General features: G+C 62.5%; 17 protein-coding genes and 1 tRNA gene. 9 read left to right on the top strand and 9 right to left on the bottom strand.

The features are described 5' to 3' along the window. The first annotated feature begins 5 nt into the window (after window positions 1-5). Entirely contained in the window at window positions 6-1,301 is a 1,296-nt protein-coding gene (locus BM197_RS02055) for an LCP family protein (protein WP_143094960.1), read from the top strand. A gap of 70 nt (window positions 1,302-1,371) precedes the next feature. Then, a tRNA-Ser gene (locus BM197_RS02050) sits at window positions 1,372-1,463 on the top strand. A 455-nt stretch (window positions 1,464-1,918) separates the two neighbouring features. On the opposite strand, the gene BM197_RS02045 is transcribed toward BM197_RS02050, so the two are convergent. Genes BM197_RS02045 through BM197_RS02020 form a run of 6 tightly spaced genes read right to left on the bottom strand, consistent with a single transcriptional unit; the run spans window position 1,919 to window position 8,107 of the window. After that, entirely contained in the window at window positions 1,919-2,968 is a 1,050-nt protein-coding gene (locus BM197_RS02045) for a Gfo/Idh/MocA family protein (RefSeq protein WP_090708350.1), read from the bottom strand. Beyond that, window positions 2,965-3,966, bottom strand: coding sequence for a Gfo/Idh/MocA family protein (locus BM197_RS02040; protein ID WP_143094959.1), 1,002 nt, complete (start codon window positions 3,964-3,966; stop codon window positions 2,965-2,967). The genes BM197_RS02045 and BM197_RS02040 overlap by 4 nt, the downstream gene beginning before the upstream one ends. Beyond that, window positions 3,963-4,955 carry a Gfo/Idh/MocA family protein gene (locus BM197_RS02035; protein ID WP_090708346.1) on the bottom strand — a complete coding sequence of 331 codons (993 nt, stop codon included), beginning with the start codon at window positions 4,953-4,955 and terminating at the stop codon, window positions 3,963-3,965. Before BM197_RS02035 ends, BM197_RS02040 begins: the two co-directional genes overlap by 4 nt. Window positions 4,956-4,987: 32 nt before the next feature. Next, window positions 4,988-5,827 carry a carbohydrate ABC transporter permease gene (locus BM197_RS02030; protein WP_245762340.1) on the bottom strand — a complete coding sequence of 280 codons (840 nt, stop codon included), beginning with the start codon at window positions 5,825-5,827 and terminating at the stop codon, window positions 4,988-4,990. 4 nt (window positions 5,828-5,831) lie between these two features. Next, entirely contained in the window at window positions 5,832-6,812 is a 981-nt protein-coding gene (locus tag BM197_RS02025) for a carbohydrate ABC transporter permease (RefSeq protein WP_245762339.1), read from the bottom strand. Next, the gene (locus BM197_RS02020) at window positions 6,809-8,107 is read right to left on the bottom strand and encodes an ABC transporter substrate-binding protein (RefSeq protein WP_177216681.1); all 1,299 of its coding nucleotides are present in this window, start codon (window positions 8,105-8,107) and stop codon (window positions 6,809-6,811) included. Before BM197_RS02020 ends, BM197_RS02025 begins: the two co-directional genes overlap by 4 nt. 221 nt (window positions 8,108-8,328) lie before the next feature. On the opposite strand from BM197_RS02020, the gene BM197_RS02015 reads away from it, so the two are divergent. From BM197_RS02015 to BM197_RS01995, 5 genes are all read left to right on the top strand, one after another. Further along, a complete protein-coding gene (locus BM197_RS02015; RefSeq protein WP_090708341.1) occupies window positions 8,329-9,576 on the top strand; it encodes an ROK family transcriptional regulator in 1,248 nt (415 codons plus the stop codon). Further along, window positions 9,569-10,615: a Gfo/Idh/MocA family protein gene (locus tag BM197_RS02010; protein WP_177216679.1), complete on the top strand. Its 1,047-nt coding sequence runs from the start codon at window positions 9,569-9,571 to the stop codon at window positions 10,613-10,615. Before BM197_RS02015 ends, BM197_RS02010 begins: the two co-directional genes overlap by 8 nt. Before the next feature lie 83 nt (window positions 10,616-10,698). Then, complete coding sequence (locus BM197_RS02005; RefSeq protein ID WP_245762338.1) at window positions 10,699-11,670, top strand: Gfo/Idh/MocA family protein; 972 nt, start codon at window positions 10,699-10,701, stop codon at window positions 11,668-11,670. Window positions 11,671-11,768: 98 nt separating this feature from the next. Then, complete coding sequence (locus BM197_RS02000; protein WP_090708336.1) at window positions 11,769-12,035, top strand: hypothetical protein; 267 nt, start codon at window positions 11,769-11,771, stop codon at window positions 12,033-12,035. A 135-nt stretch (window positions 12,036-12,170) separates the two neighbouring features. After that, the gene (locus BM197_RS01995; RefSeq protein WP_245762337.1) at window positions 12,171-12,875 is read left to right on the top strand and encodes a DedA family protein; all 705 of its coding nucleotides are present in this window, start codon (window positions 12,171-12,173) and stop codon (window positions 12,873-12,875) included. Window positions 12,876-13,032: 157 nt separating this feature from the next. Here the strand turns inward: BM197_RS01995 and BM197_RS01990 are convergent, their stop codons facing one another. Then, window positions 13,033-13,476, bottom strand: a complete 444-nt coding sequence (locus tag BM197_RS01990; protein WP_245762336.1) for a DUF5997 family protein — start codon at window positions 13,474-13,476, stop codon at window positions 13,033-13,035. 104 nt (window positions 13,477-13,580) lie between these two features. Here BM197_RS01990 and BM197_RS01985 point away from each other — a divergent pair, with 104 nt between their 5' ends. Beyond that, complete coding sequence (locus BM197_RS01985) at window positions 13,581-14,348, top strand: LysR family substrate-binding domain-containing protein (RefSeq protein ID WP_090708333.1); 768 nt, start codon at window positions 13,581-13,583, stop codon at window positions 14,346-14,348. Between the two features lie 6 nt (window positions 14,349-14,354). Here BM197_RS01985 and BM197_RS01980 read toward each other — a convergent pair whose 3' ends face one another. Continuing rightward, window positions 14,355-15,452, bottom strand: coding sequence for a VIT1/CCC1 transporter family protein (locus tag BM197_RS01980; protein ID WP_218151793.1), 1,098 nt, complete (start codon window positions 15,450-15,452; stop codon window positions 14,355-14,357). Between the two features lie 235 nt (window positions 15,453-15,687). Further along, window positions 15,688-16,149 carry a MarR family winged helix-turn-helix transcriptional regulator gene (locus BM197_RS01975; protein ID WP_090708331.1) on the bottom strand — a complete coding sequence of 154 codons (462 nt, stop codon included), beginning with the start codon at window positions 16,147-16,149 and terminating at the stop codon, window positions 15,688-15,690. A 40-nt stretch (window positions 16,150-16,189) separates the two neighbouring features. Between BM197_RS01975 and BM197_RS01970 the strand changes: the two genes are divergently transcribed. Further along, a complete protein-coding gene (locus tag BM197_RS01970; protein WP_090708330.1) occupies window positions 16,190-16,426 on the top strand; it encodes a hypothetical protein in 237 nt (78 codons plus the stop codon). Window positions 16,427-16,587: the final 161 nt, after the last annotated feature.

Genomic DNA, 16,587 nt, shown 5'->3' with positions numbered 1-16,587 from the left:
GCTGTGTGAGCGGGTCGAGACCGGCTGGGACGGTGATCAAGCATGGGCGCCAGCCGCGCCACAGCGCCTGGTCGACGCTGCTCCGCGGCGTCGCGGTCGTCCTCGCCGTCGTTCTCGCGAGCGGAGCATCCGTCGCCGTCTGGGCGGTCTGGGACATCACGTCGAACGTGAACTCCAACGCCATCGACATCAGCCGGCCGGACAGCACCGAGCTTCCACCGGTGCCGAACATCGACGCGTTCGAAGGCGGGTTCAACCTCCTCGTCGTCGGTGCAGACAACGACCCGGCCCAGGGAAACGCGTTCGGGGAACGGGAAGTCACGCTCAACGACGTCAACATGCTCCTGCATGTTTCCGAAGACCACTCGACGGCGGTCGTCGTCAGCTTCCCGCGCGACCTTCTCATCCCGCATCCGACTTGCACGGACCCGGAAACGGGAGAGACCCACGAAGCCCGGCGCCTGCTGCAGCTCAACGCGGCCTTCGAACGCGGCGGTCTCGCCTGCGTCGTCGCGACCGTCTCGGACTTGACCGGACTCGACATCGAATATGCGGCGCAAATGTCGTTCGGTTCCGTCGTCCAGATGACGGATGCCGTCGGCGGCGTCCCGGTCTGCCTCTCCGGCCCGATCAAGGACCCCCTCTCCGGCCTCGACCTGCCCGCGGGAACCAGTGTCATCTCCGGTGCGACCGCGCTCGCCTTTCTCCGGAACCGTCACGGCGTCGGCGACGGCAGCGACCTCGCCCGGATCGCGAACCAGCAGCAGTACATCTCCTCACTGATCCGCAAGATCAAGAGTGATGACACGTTGACGGATGTGACCAAGCTCTACTCGCTTGCCCGGGTGGCGTCGGAGCACGTATACCTGTCCACGTCGCTGACCAACCCCACCCAGATGGTCGCCATGGCGCGCACGTTCCAGACGATCGACCTCGACAAGCTGAATCTCATCCAGTACCCGGTTATGTACGATCCCGACAACCCGAACCGGGTCATCCCGCTACAGGACCTCGCGGATGAACTGTTCGAACGGATCGCCGCAGACCAGCCGTTCCTACCCGATCCCACTGCGGAGCGCGAGGGCGTCGAGCAGAACCCCGACGCGCCGGCGCCGACAACCGCGCCGACAACCCCGCCTTCAACCCCGCCTTCAACGCCCTCTACGGCACCGGGTACGACGCCAGGCTCCACGCCGGGCACGACCCCGGGTGCGACGCCGGCTCCAACTCCGACAACGGATGTGATCGAGGGGTTGCAGGGGCAGACCGCCCTCGACGAGACCTGTTCCGTCGCCAACTGAACGCTCAATTCGGTCGCTGGCGATTTGCCGGTTATGATTAAGCCCGTGCATCCGCCAGTCGGTCGCGCATGGAGACGTCGCATAGTTCGGCCTAGTGCACCACCCTGCTAAGGTGGAGTCCTCGTAAGGGGACCGCGGGTTCAAATCCCGCCGTCTCCGCCACCGAAACCCTCGCTGACAAGCGGGGGTTTTTCGCTTTCGTCACACGGCGAACGTGGTCAGTCGCTCACCGTGTCAAGCTGCCGAGCAGTCGAAAGTGCTATCAAGGGTGCTGCGTCCCGGCGCTAACGGCGGCATCCCGTTGAGAGCCCAGGAGAAGAGATAGGCGAGGGATCGACGTCGTAGTGCGACAACACTGGGGTTATTCCGTTGGCTCGATTCCAGCCGTAACGCATCAGGTCCGTGCTCTGGAGAAGGTTCGTGGGATGCGCGAGCCCAAGCGCATGACCCAGTTCATGGAGCGTGACAAAGTAGAGGTACTCGGGGCTGTACGGGTCAACGCCCGCACTCGGCGCGAGATCTGAACGGACGATGATGTTCGGGCACCCTTTGGTCCCGCAGATAGGTGAACGCCACGATCCAGCCCGGTGTCGCCGGCTTGCTTCTCTTCCTTGTTCCTAGTCGGATGGTGCTTCGCCGAAGCTGACTGCGCTCCTTGTCGCCGCCGACTCTTGTGCTGCAGCGACAATCTCTACCGCGCGGAGTCCTGCTTGGCCGCTGGGCTCGGGCTGTCGTCCGTCGCGAATAGCAGTGATGAATTCGTTGATTAGCGGCACACTGTTGTTGGCACCGTACCCCAGCCAGAATCCGTTGGCGTTCGCTTCGTCGACCCCTTCGACACGGAGGGCGAAGGGGTCGATGTCTATCGAACCTTCCGTCCCGATCAGTTGCAGGGTCAGGCCGCCCCAACTGGCCGCAGAATCTGGCTGGCTCCACGAGCAATCGATCGTTGCGATGGTGCCGTCCGAATACGTGACGTTGACCAAGCCTCCCGTCTCGTTCGTGACTGCGCTGTTCTCTGAATGCAGGATCCGGTTCGTTGCCGCGTACACAAGCTCGGGAACCTCAGGGGCGAGGACAGCATCGAGGAGATCCGCGATGTGAACCGTGAGATCGACGAGAGCTCCGCCGCCGGCGAGTTCACTGTCGACGAACCAGGAGCGCCCTCCGACCGGGAGCTTTCCGTTGTTCGTTCCGGTAGCCCCGACGATCTCACCGATCCGGCCGTCCCGGATCGCAGCGCGGGCGGCTTCGAACATCGGAGTGAAGCGCATCGGAAACGCGGTCATGAGGAGAACACCAGCCTCCTCACATGCGTCAACGATGGCACGTGCGTCTGCCACCGTGGTCGCGAGGGGCTTCTCGCACAGCACGTGAGCGCCAGCCCTCGCCCCGGCTTCTGCGTCGACACGGTGGTGCGCATTCTCGCTACACACGATGACCGCGTCAGGTTGCCAACGAAAAAGTTCTTCGTACGAGTCGACGTATGGTGCTCCGTGCTGAGCGGCGTATTCGGCGCCTCGTATCTCGCCCGACGGTGCGGTGGCTGCCCCGGGATCTGATGCGAGGATGTCGACATCGCCACGAGAAAGGAGAGCACTGATGTAGTTCCCGGCATGCGGGTGCGCGAATGACATGATTCCGACCTTGAGGCGTCCGGTGGTCATGAGTGGTCTCCTTCGTCGTCGACGTCGATGGCCCGGTGCTCTGCGACCGAGCGGATAGCCGCGAGGGCGAGTTGAACGGCGTACAGGCCCTCCTCCGCACTGGTTCTCGGGGATGAACCCGTCTGTGCCGCTTGCAGGAAATCCCGTGCCTGCACTTCGTATGGATTGGTGAAGTAGCCGAGATCGGGCATGAAACCATCCTCCGTAGGCGAGGCCCCACGCGTCGTGCTCATTTCGAAGCCGGTGTTCTTGCGGGAATCGTACGTCAGCGTTCCCAGCGTGCCGGCGATATCGAAGCCGAATGAGAACGCCGTTCCCTCGGCACCCCAGTGGCCGCGGCAATGGGAAACCGCCCCGGAGCGGTGGGTGAGGATGACATGGGCAGTCTGCGCCTGTGCACCACTCCTCTCGCTCCGGTTTTCCGAGGCGTAGACGGTCGCCACCGGTCCGGCCATCCACACGGCCTGGTCTATGTCGTGGACCAACTGATCGAGGATGAGCCCGCCGGAGGCGTTGTCGTCGGTGAACCAGGGCCGTTGCGGGGTCGCTCCACTTCGGTGGAAGCGAAGCACAGCCATCGCACCGAGGCGTCCGTCTTCAACTGCCTGGTGCGCGGCCGCATACTGGGGGAAATAGCGCACAACGTGAGCGGGCATCAGCAGTCGTCGGTGGGCGGCAGCGAGGGCGAGCATCTGTCGGCCCTCGGTAGCGCTTCGGGAGAGCGGCTTCTCACAGAGAACGTGGCGATGGGCTTCGACGGCCGATCGGGCAAGGTTCAGGTGGTGTGGCGTCGGAGCGCAGATGTCCACAAGTTCTGCGGCCGCGTAAAGCGCCGCCAAAGAGGAGCATTCCGTGCCACCGAAATCATCCGCGACTGCTGCGCTGCCCGACGGGGCATAGAAATAGAGTTCTGCCCCGATTGCCTCCCAGGCCGCGGCATGCGCGCGCGCCATGTTCCCCGCTCCGACTATTCCGACGCTGGGGCCAGGGGCGGTCACGCTACCTCATTGAGGATCGAGCTGCCCAGAGAACGGTTGTCACTCTGGCTGTAGACCTCGTCGAGGACCGCAACGCCCACGAGCCCGTCGAGAGAGCCCGTTCTTGGGCGCATTCCGACTGTGACCGAGCGGATGAAATCCGCGATTTCGCGCTCGAACCGGTTTCCTGGGCTCACCTGGAGGATTTCCACCTCACCGCTTCGGGATTGCTTTGCGACCTGCCCCTGGCGGGCATAGTCGAAGGTCAGTGAGCCTTCGGAACCTTCAACTCGAACAATCGATTGCCCGGTCGGTGACTTCCAGGAGCACTCGATGGTTCCAATGACATGGGTGACCGAGCGCAAAGTCATGGCGGCTGTGTGCTCGACTTCGAGTCCTGTTCCGTCGAGCACTGTGGCAAGCGTGCCCGTCGCAGAATCGACTTCGCCACACAGGTAACGAAAGATGTCGATTGAATGAATTCCGGCATCGATCAGTGCCCCTCCTCCGGCGAGCTCTTTCCGACCGAACCATCGTGTTTCGATGTCGTCCTGATGCCCGGAAAAGGCGTTGAAGAATGTCCGGACTGTTCCGATTTCACCGGTTTCGATATGAGAGTGAATAAGTTCGAGTTCCGGCTGGAATCGGTGACAATACGCCGTCGCGAATGTCACGTTCGATGCTTCGGCGGAACGGTGGAGGGCTCGAGCATCTTCGATTGTGTGCGCCATTGGCTTTTCGCAGAGCACGTGAACGCCAGCTTTCATTGCGACTTCCGCGAGCTGGCGGTGGGTGAACGGCGGGGTGCAAATACTGATTGCCTCAGGCGGATTATCACCCGCAAGCAGGGAATCCAGGGTGTCGAAAACGGGTACTCCGAATGCGGTGGAGAAACGTTCTCCCACCGCGGTTACGGGCTCGACGACCCCCACCAGTTGGGCGCCTGCCGCGACATACGCTTTCGCATGGACGGTGCCAATCGCGCCGCCTCCGATGACCGCAACTTTCATGAGTTTTACTGCCTTCCGTTTTTGACGCGCGACTACTTGAGCCCGCTGGTCGCGAGACCGCTGAGGAAAAAGCGCTGGCCGATCAGGAACACAATCAGTGCAGGAACCGTGAACACAACGCTGGCCGCCATTAGCGGGCCCCAGGCGATTCCGTTCTCCGAGAAGAAGTTGTAGAGGCCAAGCGACAGCGTGTAGTTGGCCTCATCGTTCAGATAAATCAACGGGTTTAGGAAGTCTGTCCAGGCCCACATGAACTGAAAGATGCCGATCGTCGCGAGAGCGGGTTTCGCGAGCGGTAGGACGATGCTCCAGTAGATGCGGAACTCAGATGCTCCATCGAGCCGGGCGGCTGCGATCAGATCGTCGGGGACGTTCATCATGAATTGGCGCATCAAGAAAATGAAGAAGGGTGTCCCGAAGAACGTGGGGAGAACCAACGGCCAAATCGTACCCGTGAGCCCAACAGTGTCGAACACCAAGTACAGCGGGATCATCGTCACCTGTGGGGGGAGCATCATCGTTGCGAGCACGATGAAGAACACGACCCCGCGGCCCCGCCATTCGAATTTGGCGAGCGCATAGGCGACCAACGGGCAGGAAACCAAAGTCCCGATCACGCTCAGGCTTGCCACCACGATTGTGTTCCACAGGTACCGATCGATGGGCATCGCCTCCAGGGCCAAACCGAAGTTCTCAAACGTCCACGTCTCGGGGAGCAGAGCCGGCGGCAATGTGAAGACGTCCGTCGGTAATTTGAACGAGGTCGTAATCATGGTGAGGAAGGGGAATATGAAGATTCCGACGACCGCCAGAATGCCTGCGTAAGCGAGCAGGCTGCGGCTGGCCTTGCGGGCGCTTGGCCCCCGGCGCACAGTGTCAATTGCCATAGTGGACCCACCGCTTCGACGACTTGAGGATGATGAAGGTGAGGACGAGGATGAGGATGAAGAGCACCCAAGCCAGCGCGGAGGCGTAGCCCATTTTCAAATAGACGAACGCATTCTGATAGACATACATCGCGTAGGTCAGCATCGAATCGTTCGGTCCGGCGCCAACATCGTTGCGTCCTTCCTGGGCCAAGAGGTACGGCTGGGTGAACATCTGCAGATAAGCGATGAGCGAAACGACCACCTGGAAAAGGGTCACCGGGGTGATGGCTGGCCAGACGATGTGTCTGAAGCGAAGGAAGGGGCCAGCCCCGTCAACTTTCGCTGCTTCGTGCAGCTCGGCTGGAACTTCTTTGAGGGCTGCCAGATAGATGACCGCGGTCCCGCCAATAGTCCAGAAGCCGATGATCAAAATCGCGGGCTTCGTCCACATCGGATCGTCCAACCACAGTGGTCGGTGCAATCCGATCGTCGAGATGGCTTCATTGATAAACCCGTACTGGGCGTTCAGGAGCCACCGCCAGACGTAGACGACGACGATCGTCGGAATAATGGTGGGCAAGTAGATGACCGCCCGGTAGAGAGGCTGGCCCTTCACGTTCACATTGAGTAGGAGTGCGAGGGCCAAAGCGAGGGCGAGTCCGAGAGGCACTCCGAACAAAGCAAGGAAGAACGTATTGAAGACAGCTTTATAGAAGCGGTCGTCCGCTAGTAGCTGGGAGTAATTCGCGAATCCGACGAACTCTGGTGACTGGAAGAGATTGAAGCTCGTGAAGCTGTAGAAGGCCGACGCGATGATCGGTAGGCCGATGAATGCGACGAATCCGATCAGCCACGGGGAGGCGAAAAGAAGCCCGTATTTCTGGTCACGTCGTGCGGTGCGCCGACGACCGGACCCCTGCTGAGGCGCGGCCCCTTCGGCCTTCGTCGATGACGAAGGCCGAAGGGGCAGGCGGGCTTGGATACTCACTTGCCGTAGTTTCCTGCTCGTTCTTCGAGCGCCTTGAGTACTTCTTCAGGGGTGCTCTGCCCGGTGTTGACCTTATCGAGCTCGAGCTTGAGATCGGCGCGGTATTCGGCCGCCCATGGAACGGCCGGGATAGAGGCCAGATTTTCGCTCGAAAGGGAGTCCGCGAACACCTGGTATTGCTCAGGGAGCTCCGAGTAGATCGGGTCGCTGGCCAGCGACTGTCGGGCTGGCAGGTTGGAGATCGCCTTCGTGAAGTTTCCCAGTGGCTCATTGTCGAGTAGATATTTCATGAACTCCCAAGCCTCATCTTTGTGCTTCGAGTTGGAAGGGATGAAGTAGGTGGAGTTCGTAATCTCCGACGTACCAGCCCGCTCGGGGTGAGCCTCCGGGTGAGGGATGGGTACGACTCCGTAGTCGAGATCCGGCGCGAGCTGCTCGATCATCGTCACCTGGTTCGCGCCGTCGATGTGCGTCGCAATCTGGCCCTTATAGAACGGGTGCTCGGGAGAGTACAACTCTCCGAAACCGGACATGAAAGTTTGCACCCGGTCCGCACCGTTGGGCTCGATGACGGTGTCATAGTAGAAGTCGAGTGCAGCCTGAGTTCCATCGTTGTTCGGTGCGGGGGCCTCGTCGCCTTCGCCCCAGAAACTTCCGCCCATCATGAAGGCAAGCGAGACGAATGATCGCGGTGCGTCGACCTGCCCGTAGCCGAGCTGGGTGATGTTCCCCGCCTCATCCTTCTTTGTGAGCTTCGGGATCATCTCCGCCCACTCTTCGATTGTGGTTGGAGGTTCAGTGATGCCGGCCTCCGCGAGCAAAGTCTTGTTGTACATCAACTGGTGAGTGTGCACGCCCAGAGGAATGGCATAGGTCTTACCGTCATAGACGGCTTGATCCATCGCAGGCTTGATGAAGTCGGAGAGGTCATAGTCGTCACGCTCGATGTATTCGTCGAGCGGTTCGAGGACGCCCTTGGACGCAAGAGAGGCTGTCGCGTATCCGAAATTATCGGAGATGTCGAACGCTCCCTTGCTGCTGCTCATCTGCGTGAGCTGCTTCTGCACGTCCGGCGATGAGACGCCCTTGACAACGATGTCGTCCTGGGACTCGTTGAAATCGTCGACGAGCTCAGCGAGCGCATCGCCTTCGGCGCCTCCCCACAGATAGGAAAAGACGATCTCCGTCTTCCCTCCGGCCGCGGGGTTGCCACTAGCGCAACCGGACAGCAGGACAGCGAGCCCCGCTGTGGCCGCGACGCCGGCGTATCTCAGTTTCTTTGGTGTGGTGCTCACTGGTCCTCCTTTGGACAGATCATTTCCTCAGAGTATTGCAGGGTGGTTATGAAACGTCTATACCTAATCGAGAAAATTCTGTTTCGACGTACGATCCTGCTTTTTCGTCGCCAAACGTACAAGCAGGAGGGTTAGCGAAGACGGGGTTACGAAACCTCCCTGTGAATGCTACGTTGTGTCCTACACGAGGCCGCCGTAGGGCGAGAAATTGAGGCGGTGATATGGACGCTCCACCAAGTTCCGCGGACATCCGGCATGCGAATGCACTGACATGCATCCATGTTTTCCGTGCTTCCGAGGAGCCGCTGACGATCAGTGACCTCGTCCAGCGGACCGGGCTATCTCGCCCAACCATTGACGCGGTGATCAACGAACTGGAAGAAGGCGGAACGCTCACCGAAGTTCCGGCTGGCTCAAGCCGAGCCAACGGAGGCCGACCAGCTCGGCGATTCCAGTTCCAGTCGCTGAACGCATTGGTCGCGGGAATCGACTCAGGCCCGTCCAACGTGACGGTGATGTTAGCGGACCTGCGCGGAAGGGTGGTGGGTCGCGCAAGTCGCGAAATCTCCGGATCGCCGACGGCATCACAGCGAGTCGACACCGTGGTCAGCACTGTCCGAGACGCGTTAGCCGACGCAGGGACCCCGGCGTCGAAGCTTCGAGCAGCATGCGTTGCCGTGTCGGGCACCATCGGGCTCGACGGGAAGGTGGCACAGAGCTATTTCGTGCCCGAGTGGAACAACACGGATCTGGCCCGACATCTGGGAAATGAGCTCGGGTGCCACGTCTTCCTGGAAAACGACACCAAACTTGCCGCCTACGCCGAACACCATTTCGGAAGCGCTCAGCTTGCTGGAAACATCCTTTACTTCCACATCGGCACGCGAATAGCGTTCGCGTTGACAATCGACGGAAAGATCCATCAGGGAGCACACCGTAGCGCCGGTGAACTTGCCAGCCTTCGGGGGTTCCGGTGGACCACCAATTCTGTCAAGGGCAACCTGACGTGGACCGGCGCTGAATCAACCGCCGCCATCCTTTCAATGGTCAAACGCGGAGATTCAGACGCGCACGCCGAGTGGGCCAGGTTCGTCACCGAGATAGCCACGCGGATCGCGACAGTCTCACTCGTCTTCGACCCGGATGTGATCGTTATCGGTGGAGAGTTGCCCGCTTCCGACCTATCCGGGGAATTCATAACAGCGGTACGAACGGAAGTCCGCCGACTCATTCTTCTCGACCTCAAGCCGGACGTGCTCGCCTCGACCGTGGGCGCGGAGAGCATTCTGCGTGGGGCATTGGCCCTCGGCTTCCATGAAAGCTCGCGCCAGTTGTTCGGCATCGAAGGGGTACCGGTGCCAGACATTTCAGAAGTTCGGGCTGATAACTCTCCAACGATTCGCCAAACACCAGCCGCCCAAACGACGCCTCTCACGGGGAGAACGCAGAAAGTGCCTAGTCATGAGTAGAACGAACGGCCCGCTGGCGGACGCCGGGGCGAAGCCTCGCCTCGTTGGATTGATCGGCGCCGGCAGAATGGGGCGCGCGCACATGGCCGCATGGGGCCAGCTCGGCGCGTCGGTGATTGTCTTCGCCCACGAGGGAGCCGCAGAGTTGGCGGGACGTCACGGTGTCAGGACTGCCAGTTCCATGGAGCAACTCCTTTCACGCGTTGACTTCGTAGACATCGTTACCCCCAGCGACACGCACGCCGAATTCGCTGTCACTGCGATCGAGGCAGGGCACGATGTGGTTTGCGAAAAACCTTTGGCTCTGTCGACCAGTTCTGCCCTCGCCGTGCAAACAGCCGCGGAACTATATGGCAGAACTGTGTTCCCCGCCCACGTCGTACGGTTCACCAAACCAAACATTGCCGCTCACCGAGCCATCCAAAAAGGCCGGATCGGGCAGGTGGCGGTAGCTCGATTTCACCGCAGCACCGCTGCGCCATTCCCTGGCAGCTGGCTCTCAGATGATGCGCGCTCTGGCGGAATCGTCTTCGACCTGATGATTCACGATCTCGATCAAGCCCGGTGGATGTGCGGTGCCGTCGATAGTGTCTACGCGGTCCGGAGCAGGCCCGTTCCCGGCGACGCATCCGGCATCTGCACCGTCCACGCCACCTTGACCCACGCCAGCGGAGCGATCTCGCAAGTAACAGCGACGTGGGGACCGATCGGAACCCAATTCTTCAGCTCGTTCTCCATCGCCGGAGACCTTGGAGTGATCCGCCACGACTCCCGCCAGATCTCTGAGCTATCGATTGACATTCCCGATGCCGGTGGAAGCCCACGGCTCGTCCGCCGCGCGTTGGCAGCAGCTCAACACAATCCATACCTTTCCGAGCTCGAAGCTTTTCTTCAGCTTCGGCCGACCCTCGACCCGCGGGTGACGTGTGAAGACGGGGTGGAAGCGGTGCGGCTCGCTGAGGCAGTCTCGCGGGCCATCTCAAGTGGCGTGGTCACGCAACTCCACGACGCGTCTCAAGCAGAAATGGCAGTGCGATGACTCCATCAGGGCGCCCCCTCAAAGTCGCGATCGCCTCCTTCGCCCACGTCCACGCATCCGCTTACATCCGCGCCCTGCAAAAGATGAACGGCGTGGAACTGTTAGCGTCCGATCCCGACCACAAGTCCGCCCCCACCCGGGAACTCCGAGGTCGCGCGTTCGCACGAAGAAACGGCGTCGAGTACGCGGAGACTTACGAGGACCTGTTTGCTTGGGAGCCAGACGCAGTAATAATCACGAGCGAAAACTCGCGCCATCGAGAGCTCGTGGAGCGGGCGGCGCACGCTGGCGTTCACATTCTGTGCGAAAAGCCGCTCGCGACAGAAGTCGCAGACGGTGAAGCGATGATCGCGGCATGTGAAAGGGCCGGTTCTATTCTCATGCTTGCCTACCCCGTGCGGTTCTCTCCCGCGTTCCGTGAGCTGAAGCAGTTGGTAGATTCCGGGAGTCTGGGCATCCCGCTTTCGGTCAGCGGAACCAACAATGGAAAGGTCCCGTTGGATTCCCGCGAATGGTTCGTCGATCCGGTAGCGGCAGGAGGAGGAGCGCTGGTCGACCACGTCGTTCATTGCGCAGACCTAATCGACGTGCTCACTGAAGGCGAGCCAGCCGTGAAGGTCTACGCAGTCGCAAACCAGGTGCTCCACGCCGACAAGAGGGTTGCTGTCGAAACCGGCGGCCTGGTGAGCATTGAGTACGGAAGTGGACTCGTTGCCAGCATCGACTGCTCCTGGAGCGAGCCTGACACAGCACCCACATGGGGCGGCCTCACTTTTCAAGTGACCGGATCGCATGGATCCGCAGAGATAGCGCCGTTCGCCAGCCACGTAGGAGGATCCGGACCAGACGGCCAGATCTATTTGGGCATTGGCGCTGACCTCGATGAGCTACTACTGAGGACGTTCCTCGATGCGGTTCGGCACTCAGGTAAACCGACGCCGGGCATTCGCCCTTCCATGATCCCGCAACCCGATGGGCTCTCTGGACTCCGGACATTGAAAATCATGGATGCTGCGCGGGTATCGGCGCAGCACGGCGAACCCGCCACCGTGTGACGAGAAATCGCTCCGTTGCGAGCCCGATCGGGGGCTCACCCGCGAGGCTCGTTGGCGACTAGGTTGAGGGTCTGCCAGACACTACGGGAGTGTGAGCCATGACTGAGGAGATCCCGCGTCTCCCACGCGACGAAATTCAGGCCACGTTCGGCGCCGCGGCACCGAAAGCCGCGAGCAATCCCTATTTTCGGGCTCTCACCCTCCTCGCCGTTTTCCTCTTCGCGCTTGGACTGATACTTCTGTTGAGCGGCGAAATGGCCACAGCAGGCATCCTGTTCGGCGTCGGTTTCTCTGCGCTCGTCGCGGTGCTGATCACCGGGGCGATCACCTGGCAGATTCGTGAGGCGAGCCGCCGCCGGGAGTGACTCCCCTCGAGTGTCGCCAGCTGGATCACACGTTTCTCAGGGAAACCCCCGAGTCGGTATGGCAGACTGACCGGGTCCGCCCTGGCATCGTCGGAGTTGTCGTTGCCGCAGTCCCAACCACTGTGGAGACAACCCATGATCCCACTGCCCCAAACCGCCGCCCTCGTCGCCGCCTCAGCGGACTCGACATCGGCGGGTGTCGCCGACGGGATCGCTCAGTGGGCGATTCAAGTCATGGAAGCGCTCGGCCCGATCGGGGCCGGCCTCATCGTCTTCCTCGAGAATGTGTTCCCGCCCATCCCGAGCGAGGTCATCCTGCCGCTGGCCGGGTTCACCGCCAGCCAGGGTTCGTTCACGATTGCCGAGGCGATCCTCTGGACGACGCTCGGTTCGATCGTCGGCGCTTTCGTCCTCTACGGTCTTGGTCGCTGGCTCGGTCACGACCGCACCGTCTGGCTCGCCGCCCGCATCCCCTTCGTCGACCCTGACGACATCGTCAGAACCGTCGCGTGGTTCGGCCGCCACGGTAAGAAAGCCGTCTTCTTCGGGCGGATGCTGCCCATCTTCCGCAGCCTCATTTCGATCCCGGCGGGCATCGAGAAGATGAACATGCTGGTATTCGGGCTGCTCACCGCCGCCGGTTCCCTCATCTGGAACAGCATCTTCGTGGTCGCTGGCTTCCTCCTCGGCGAGAACTGGGGCGTCGTGCTCCAGTACGCCGACGTGCTCAAGTACGTGGTGATCGCGGGCGTCGCGGTGCTCGTCACCTGGTGGGTCGTGCGCACCGTTCAGCGGAACCGCGCCCGCAAGCGAGAGCGCGAGCTCGACCTCACGCGCTGACGTTCGCCAGCGCCACCCGCGGATTCACCCGTCGCGGGTTCATTCACTCCGGACGGGATCACGCGGCACGCCGGATGCTTCCGGCCGGAACGCATGAAGAGACGCGAAGAACAGAAGCCCGCGACGCGAAAACGCCGCGGGCCGTCCTGCGTCGCTGCTACTCCTGCTGTTCCCGCTCGCGCTGCTTCTGCTCCTTGCGGGCCTTTTCCTCCGCGAGCACGCGCAGCCCGGCATTTCGCTCGTTGATGCGTGAGTTCTCGGCCATCACTTCGGCGTGGGTGGCGCGCTCGGTGACGAGCCAGGCCGGCGGGGCCTCGAGAAGTGCGGTGATCTCTGCAGTGGTGAGGGCGGCATCCGTCATCTCGGCGCGAGCGAGGCCTGACACGGAGATACCGAGCTTGCGAGCGACTTCCTGGCGCGGGTGCGGACCGTTCTTGCGTAGTTCGACGAGCCACTCAGGCGGCGACGCGAGAAGCTCGTTCAGTTGTTCGCGGGTCACGGGCTGGTTCTGGAATTCATCGGGCGTTGCCGGCAGGTAGACGTTGAGCTTTTTCGCTGCCGTCTCCGGCTTCATCGTCTGGGGTGTCTTGTTGGAAGCCATAACGCAAGCGTAGCCGGGGGAACGCCTGGCCACACGCGAGCGGTGGCATCCGTAATACCCTGTGAATCGACCGTTCTTTCCTCGAGCGGCATGAAGGAGGCATCATGGACGCCGAATCGACGCCTGACCGCCTCTTCACGATTGCGTTCGTGCCCGGGGTGACCCTCGCCAAATGGTCGAAGGTGTGGGCCGAACGGCGCCCCGACCTGCCGCTGGGTTTCGCGCCCACCCCGGAAGCCGAGCAGGTTCGTGTCCTGCATGATGGCGAGGCCGACGTCAGTTTCGTCCGGCTGCCGGTCGACGACGCCGGGCTGAACGTGATCCCGCTCTACCGGGAGACCCCGGTCGTGATGCTGCCGAAGGAACACGAACTGTCGCTCGTCGAATCGGTGACCGTCGCCGAGCTCGCCGCTGAGCACCTGCTGCAGGACCCGGACTCGGTGCCGGAGTGGCGCGACGTAGCCGACGAGATCCGTGAGGGGACGCGCCGGCCGCTTCCGAGCATCCGCACCGGTGATGACGCCGCCGAACTCGTCGCCGCGGGAGTGGGCATCCTGATCGTGCCGCAATCGGTGGCCAGGCTGTATGGGCGCAAGGATGTGATCGCCCGCCCGGTGACGGATGTCGCCGAGTCACAGATCGGCCTCGCCTGGCTCGAGGAGCACACCACCCCCGACGTCGAGGAGTTCATCGGCGTCGTTCGAGGCAGGACCGCCCGCAGTTCACGCTCCCCCCAGGAAGAGCCGGAAAAAGCGCCGCCGAAGGAACGCAAACCGAAGCCCAAAGAAAAGGCGAAGCCGTTCACCCCCAGGCCGCACCGCGCGCCGAAGAAGCTCGGCAAGGGTCGTAACCGCGGTCGCGGGCGTTCCTGAGTCGCGTTAGGCGACCGTCGTGCCGAACATCAGACCGAGCAGGTAAGTGATGGCAGCGGCACCGTACCCGATAGCCAGCTGGCGCAGGGCCCGCTTGAGCGGTGACGCCCCGGAGAGGACCCCGACGACGGCGCCGGTCATGAGCAGTGCGACCCCGACGAGAACGGATGCCACGGCCACCGCAACGAGACCGCTCAGGCCAAATAGGTAGGGGAGCACGGGCACGATCGCGCCGGACGCGAAGAAGAAGAAGCTCGAGATCGCGGCGCCGCGCGCTGAGCCGATCTCTTCGTGTTGGTCCTTCTGTACCGAAACGCTTCCGGTGTCGATGCCAACGTGCGCACAGTCCAGTCCGTTGAGTACCTCGTGCGCGTGCTCGGCGGCCTGTTGCGGCGCCATCCCACGAACGCGGTAGACGAGCTGGAGTTCGTTGGCGTCCACGTCCAGCTGGGGGAGGACGCTGCGGGCCGATGGGTCGGGCGTGGTCGACTCGAGCAGTTCTCGCTGGGATCGCACCGAGACGAACTCGCCTGCGGCCATCGACAGCGCTCCGGCGAGAAGCCCGGCGACGCCGGCGGCGAGCACGACTCCGGTGCCGACGCCGGTGGCGGCCATGCCGAGCACCAGTGCCAGGTTCGACACCAGCCCGTCGTTCGCCCCGAACACGGCGGCCCGGAACATGCCGGACATACTGTTGCGTCCCCTGGCGGCGAGGCCCCGCACGATCTCCTCATGCAGGCGCTCGTCGGCCGCCATCGCGTCGGTGGCGTCGGCATCCGCTTCATATGGCGAACGGGATTCGGTGCGCTGCATGAGGGCGAGCACGAAGACCGATCCGAAACGCCGCGCGAGAAACGCGAGCAGCCGGGTGCGCAGGGCGGTGCGGGTGGGGTCGTTCGCGTGGTCGCCGAGCAACTGGATCCAGTGGGCTTCGTGCCGGCGCTCGGCGTCGACGAGACCGAGAAGGATGACGCGTTCCTCACCGGTCCGGCGGCTCGCGAGTTCACCGTAAACGGATGCCTCCGCGCGTTCGTCGGCGAGGTATCGGCGCCAGCGTTTGATCTCAGCGGCGCTGGGCGTGCGAATGGTGGGGGATTCGGTCACGGGATTCTCCTGCTGCGTGGGCCGAAGATCCCGGGAAACTTTTCGAGACTTCGGCCATCGTGAATATGTGGCCGAAGGTCTCGCTCGCCCGCCTGTGCGGGTGGGCTGCCGGGTCGTGAGACCAGTGTGTCGACAGACCGCGTCGCCGTTTCTGGATTGAAAGCGGCGGTGGGAACTACTCCCCTTCGCTGGGATCCATTCTATCGCACGCGAGGTGCGAGCTGAGGGGGAGTGCTCAGGCCGGTGACGCAGCCGCGATCACCGCGTGAAGCGTCTCGCGCATTCTCGTCAGCTCGTCGACAGACATGCCGAGCTCCGAGACGATCTTCGTCGGGATGCTTTCAGCCCGGTCGCGGAGGCGGTGGCCGGCATCCGTGAGGGTGATGTCGAGAACGCGCTCGTCGACCGTGCTGCGCTCGCGCCGGATGTAGCCCGTTGCTTCAAGGCGTTTGAGGAGCGGGGAGAGCGTGGCGGGTTCGAGCTGCAGTGCCGCGCCGATCTCCTTCACCGAGCGTGGGCTGTGCTCCCAGAGGGCGAGCATCACGAGGTACTGCGGGTGGGTGAGGCCGAGGGGCTCGAGGATCGGGCGGTACAAGGCAAGGACGCTGCGGCTCGCGACGGCGAGTGCAAAGCAGACCTGATTCTCCAGGGCGAGCAGGTTTTCGGTTTCCGTGTCGATCGCTGCGGGTTGGGTCATTGCCAGCCTCCTCTCCCATTCATCCTATACACTAATAGTTATGGCACGAACTAAAAAGACGCGGCAGAGCATCGCGGATGCCGGTGGCTTCACCAACTGGCTGAACAATCGGCTGCGTCCGTACATCGGGCCGCCGCCGCTTGGGCCGTACGACGAGGAGCCGCTGCCCCCGGCGTCCGAGTCCGCCTGTCCGCTCTGCGGCCAGGCCATGTCGTTACACGAAGTCGACCGCACCGGAGTGAAGACGCAGGTTCACTGCCCAACGCCTGCCGCCTGACGCGGGCTGCCCGCCCGTTGCTCGCGGGCGTATGATCGCCGCCATGAAGCATCCGAACAGCACTTGACGAGCGACATCTGCGGTAACCGTGCGTCCCGTGCCGGCGGTTCGTGCGGGTGTTATTGACAGGCGCGGGTGAAAAAACACCAGCGCCGCGCACA

The sequence above is a fragment of the Mycetocola miduiensis genome (assembly GCF_900115155.1).
GTDB classification, from domain to species: domain Bacteria; phylum Actinomycetota; class Actinomycetes; order Actinomycetales; family Microbacteriaceae; genus Mycetocola_A; species Mycetocola_A miduiensis.
Note: the sequence above shows the minus strand (reverse complement) of the source record. Positions and strands in the feature narration are given on the sequence as shown.

What these genes read in the sequence shown, in the direction of transcription:
- BM197_RS02045 (WP_090708350.1), bottom strand. Translation starts at nt 2,968, where the DNA reads ATGACCACCGGACGCCTCAAGGTCGGAATCATGTCATTCGCGCACCCG.
- BM197_RS02015 (WP_090708341.1), top strand. Translation starts at nt 8,329, where the DNA reads ATGGACGCTCCACCAAGTTCCGCGGACATCCGGCATGCGAATGCACTG.
- BM197_RS01985 (WP_090708333.1), top strand. Translation starts at nt 13,581, where the DNA reads ATGGACGCCGAATCGACGCCTGACCGCCTCTTCACGATTGCGTTCGTG.
- BM197_RS01970 (WP_090708330.1), top strand. Translation starts at nt 16,190, where the DNA reads ATGGCACGAACTAAAAAGACGCGGCAGAGCATCGCGGATGCCGGTGGC.
- BM197_RS02010 (WP_177216679.1), top strand. Translation starts at nt 9,569, where the DNA reads ATGAGTAGAACGAACGGCCCGCTGGCGGACGCCGGGGCGAAGCCTCGC.
- BM197_RS02000 (WP_090708336.1), top strand. Translation starts at nt 11,769, where the DNA reads ATGACTGAGGAGATCCCGCGTCTCCCACGCGACGAAATTCAGGCCACG.
- BM197_RS01990 (WP_245762336.1), bottom strand. Translation starts at nt 13,476, where the DNA reads ATGGCTTCCAACAAGACACCCCAGACGATGAAGCCGGAGACGGCAGCG.
- BM197_RS01995 (WP_245762337.1), top strand. Translation starts at nt 12,171, where the DNA reads ATGATCCCACTGCCCCAAACCGCCGCCCTCGTCGCCGCCTCAGCGGAC.
- BM197_RS01975 (WP_090708331.1), bottom strand. Translation starts at nt 16,149, where the DNA reads ATGACCCAACCCGCAGCGATCGACACGGAAACCGAAAACCTGCTCGCC.
- BM197_RS02005 (WP_245762338.1), top strand. Translation starts at nt 10,699, where the DNA reads ATGAACGGCGTGGAACTGTTAGCGTCCGATCCCGACCACAAGTCCGCC.
- BM197_RS02035 (WP_090708346.1), bottom strand. Translation starts at nt 4,955, where the DNA reads ATGAAAGTTGCGGTCATCGGAGGCGGCGCGATTGGCACCGTCCATGCG.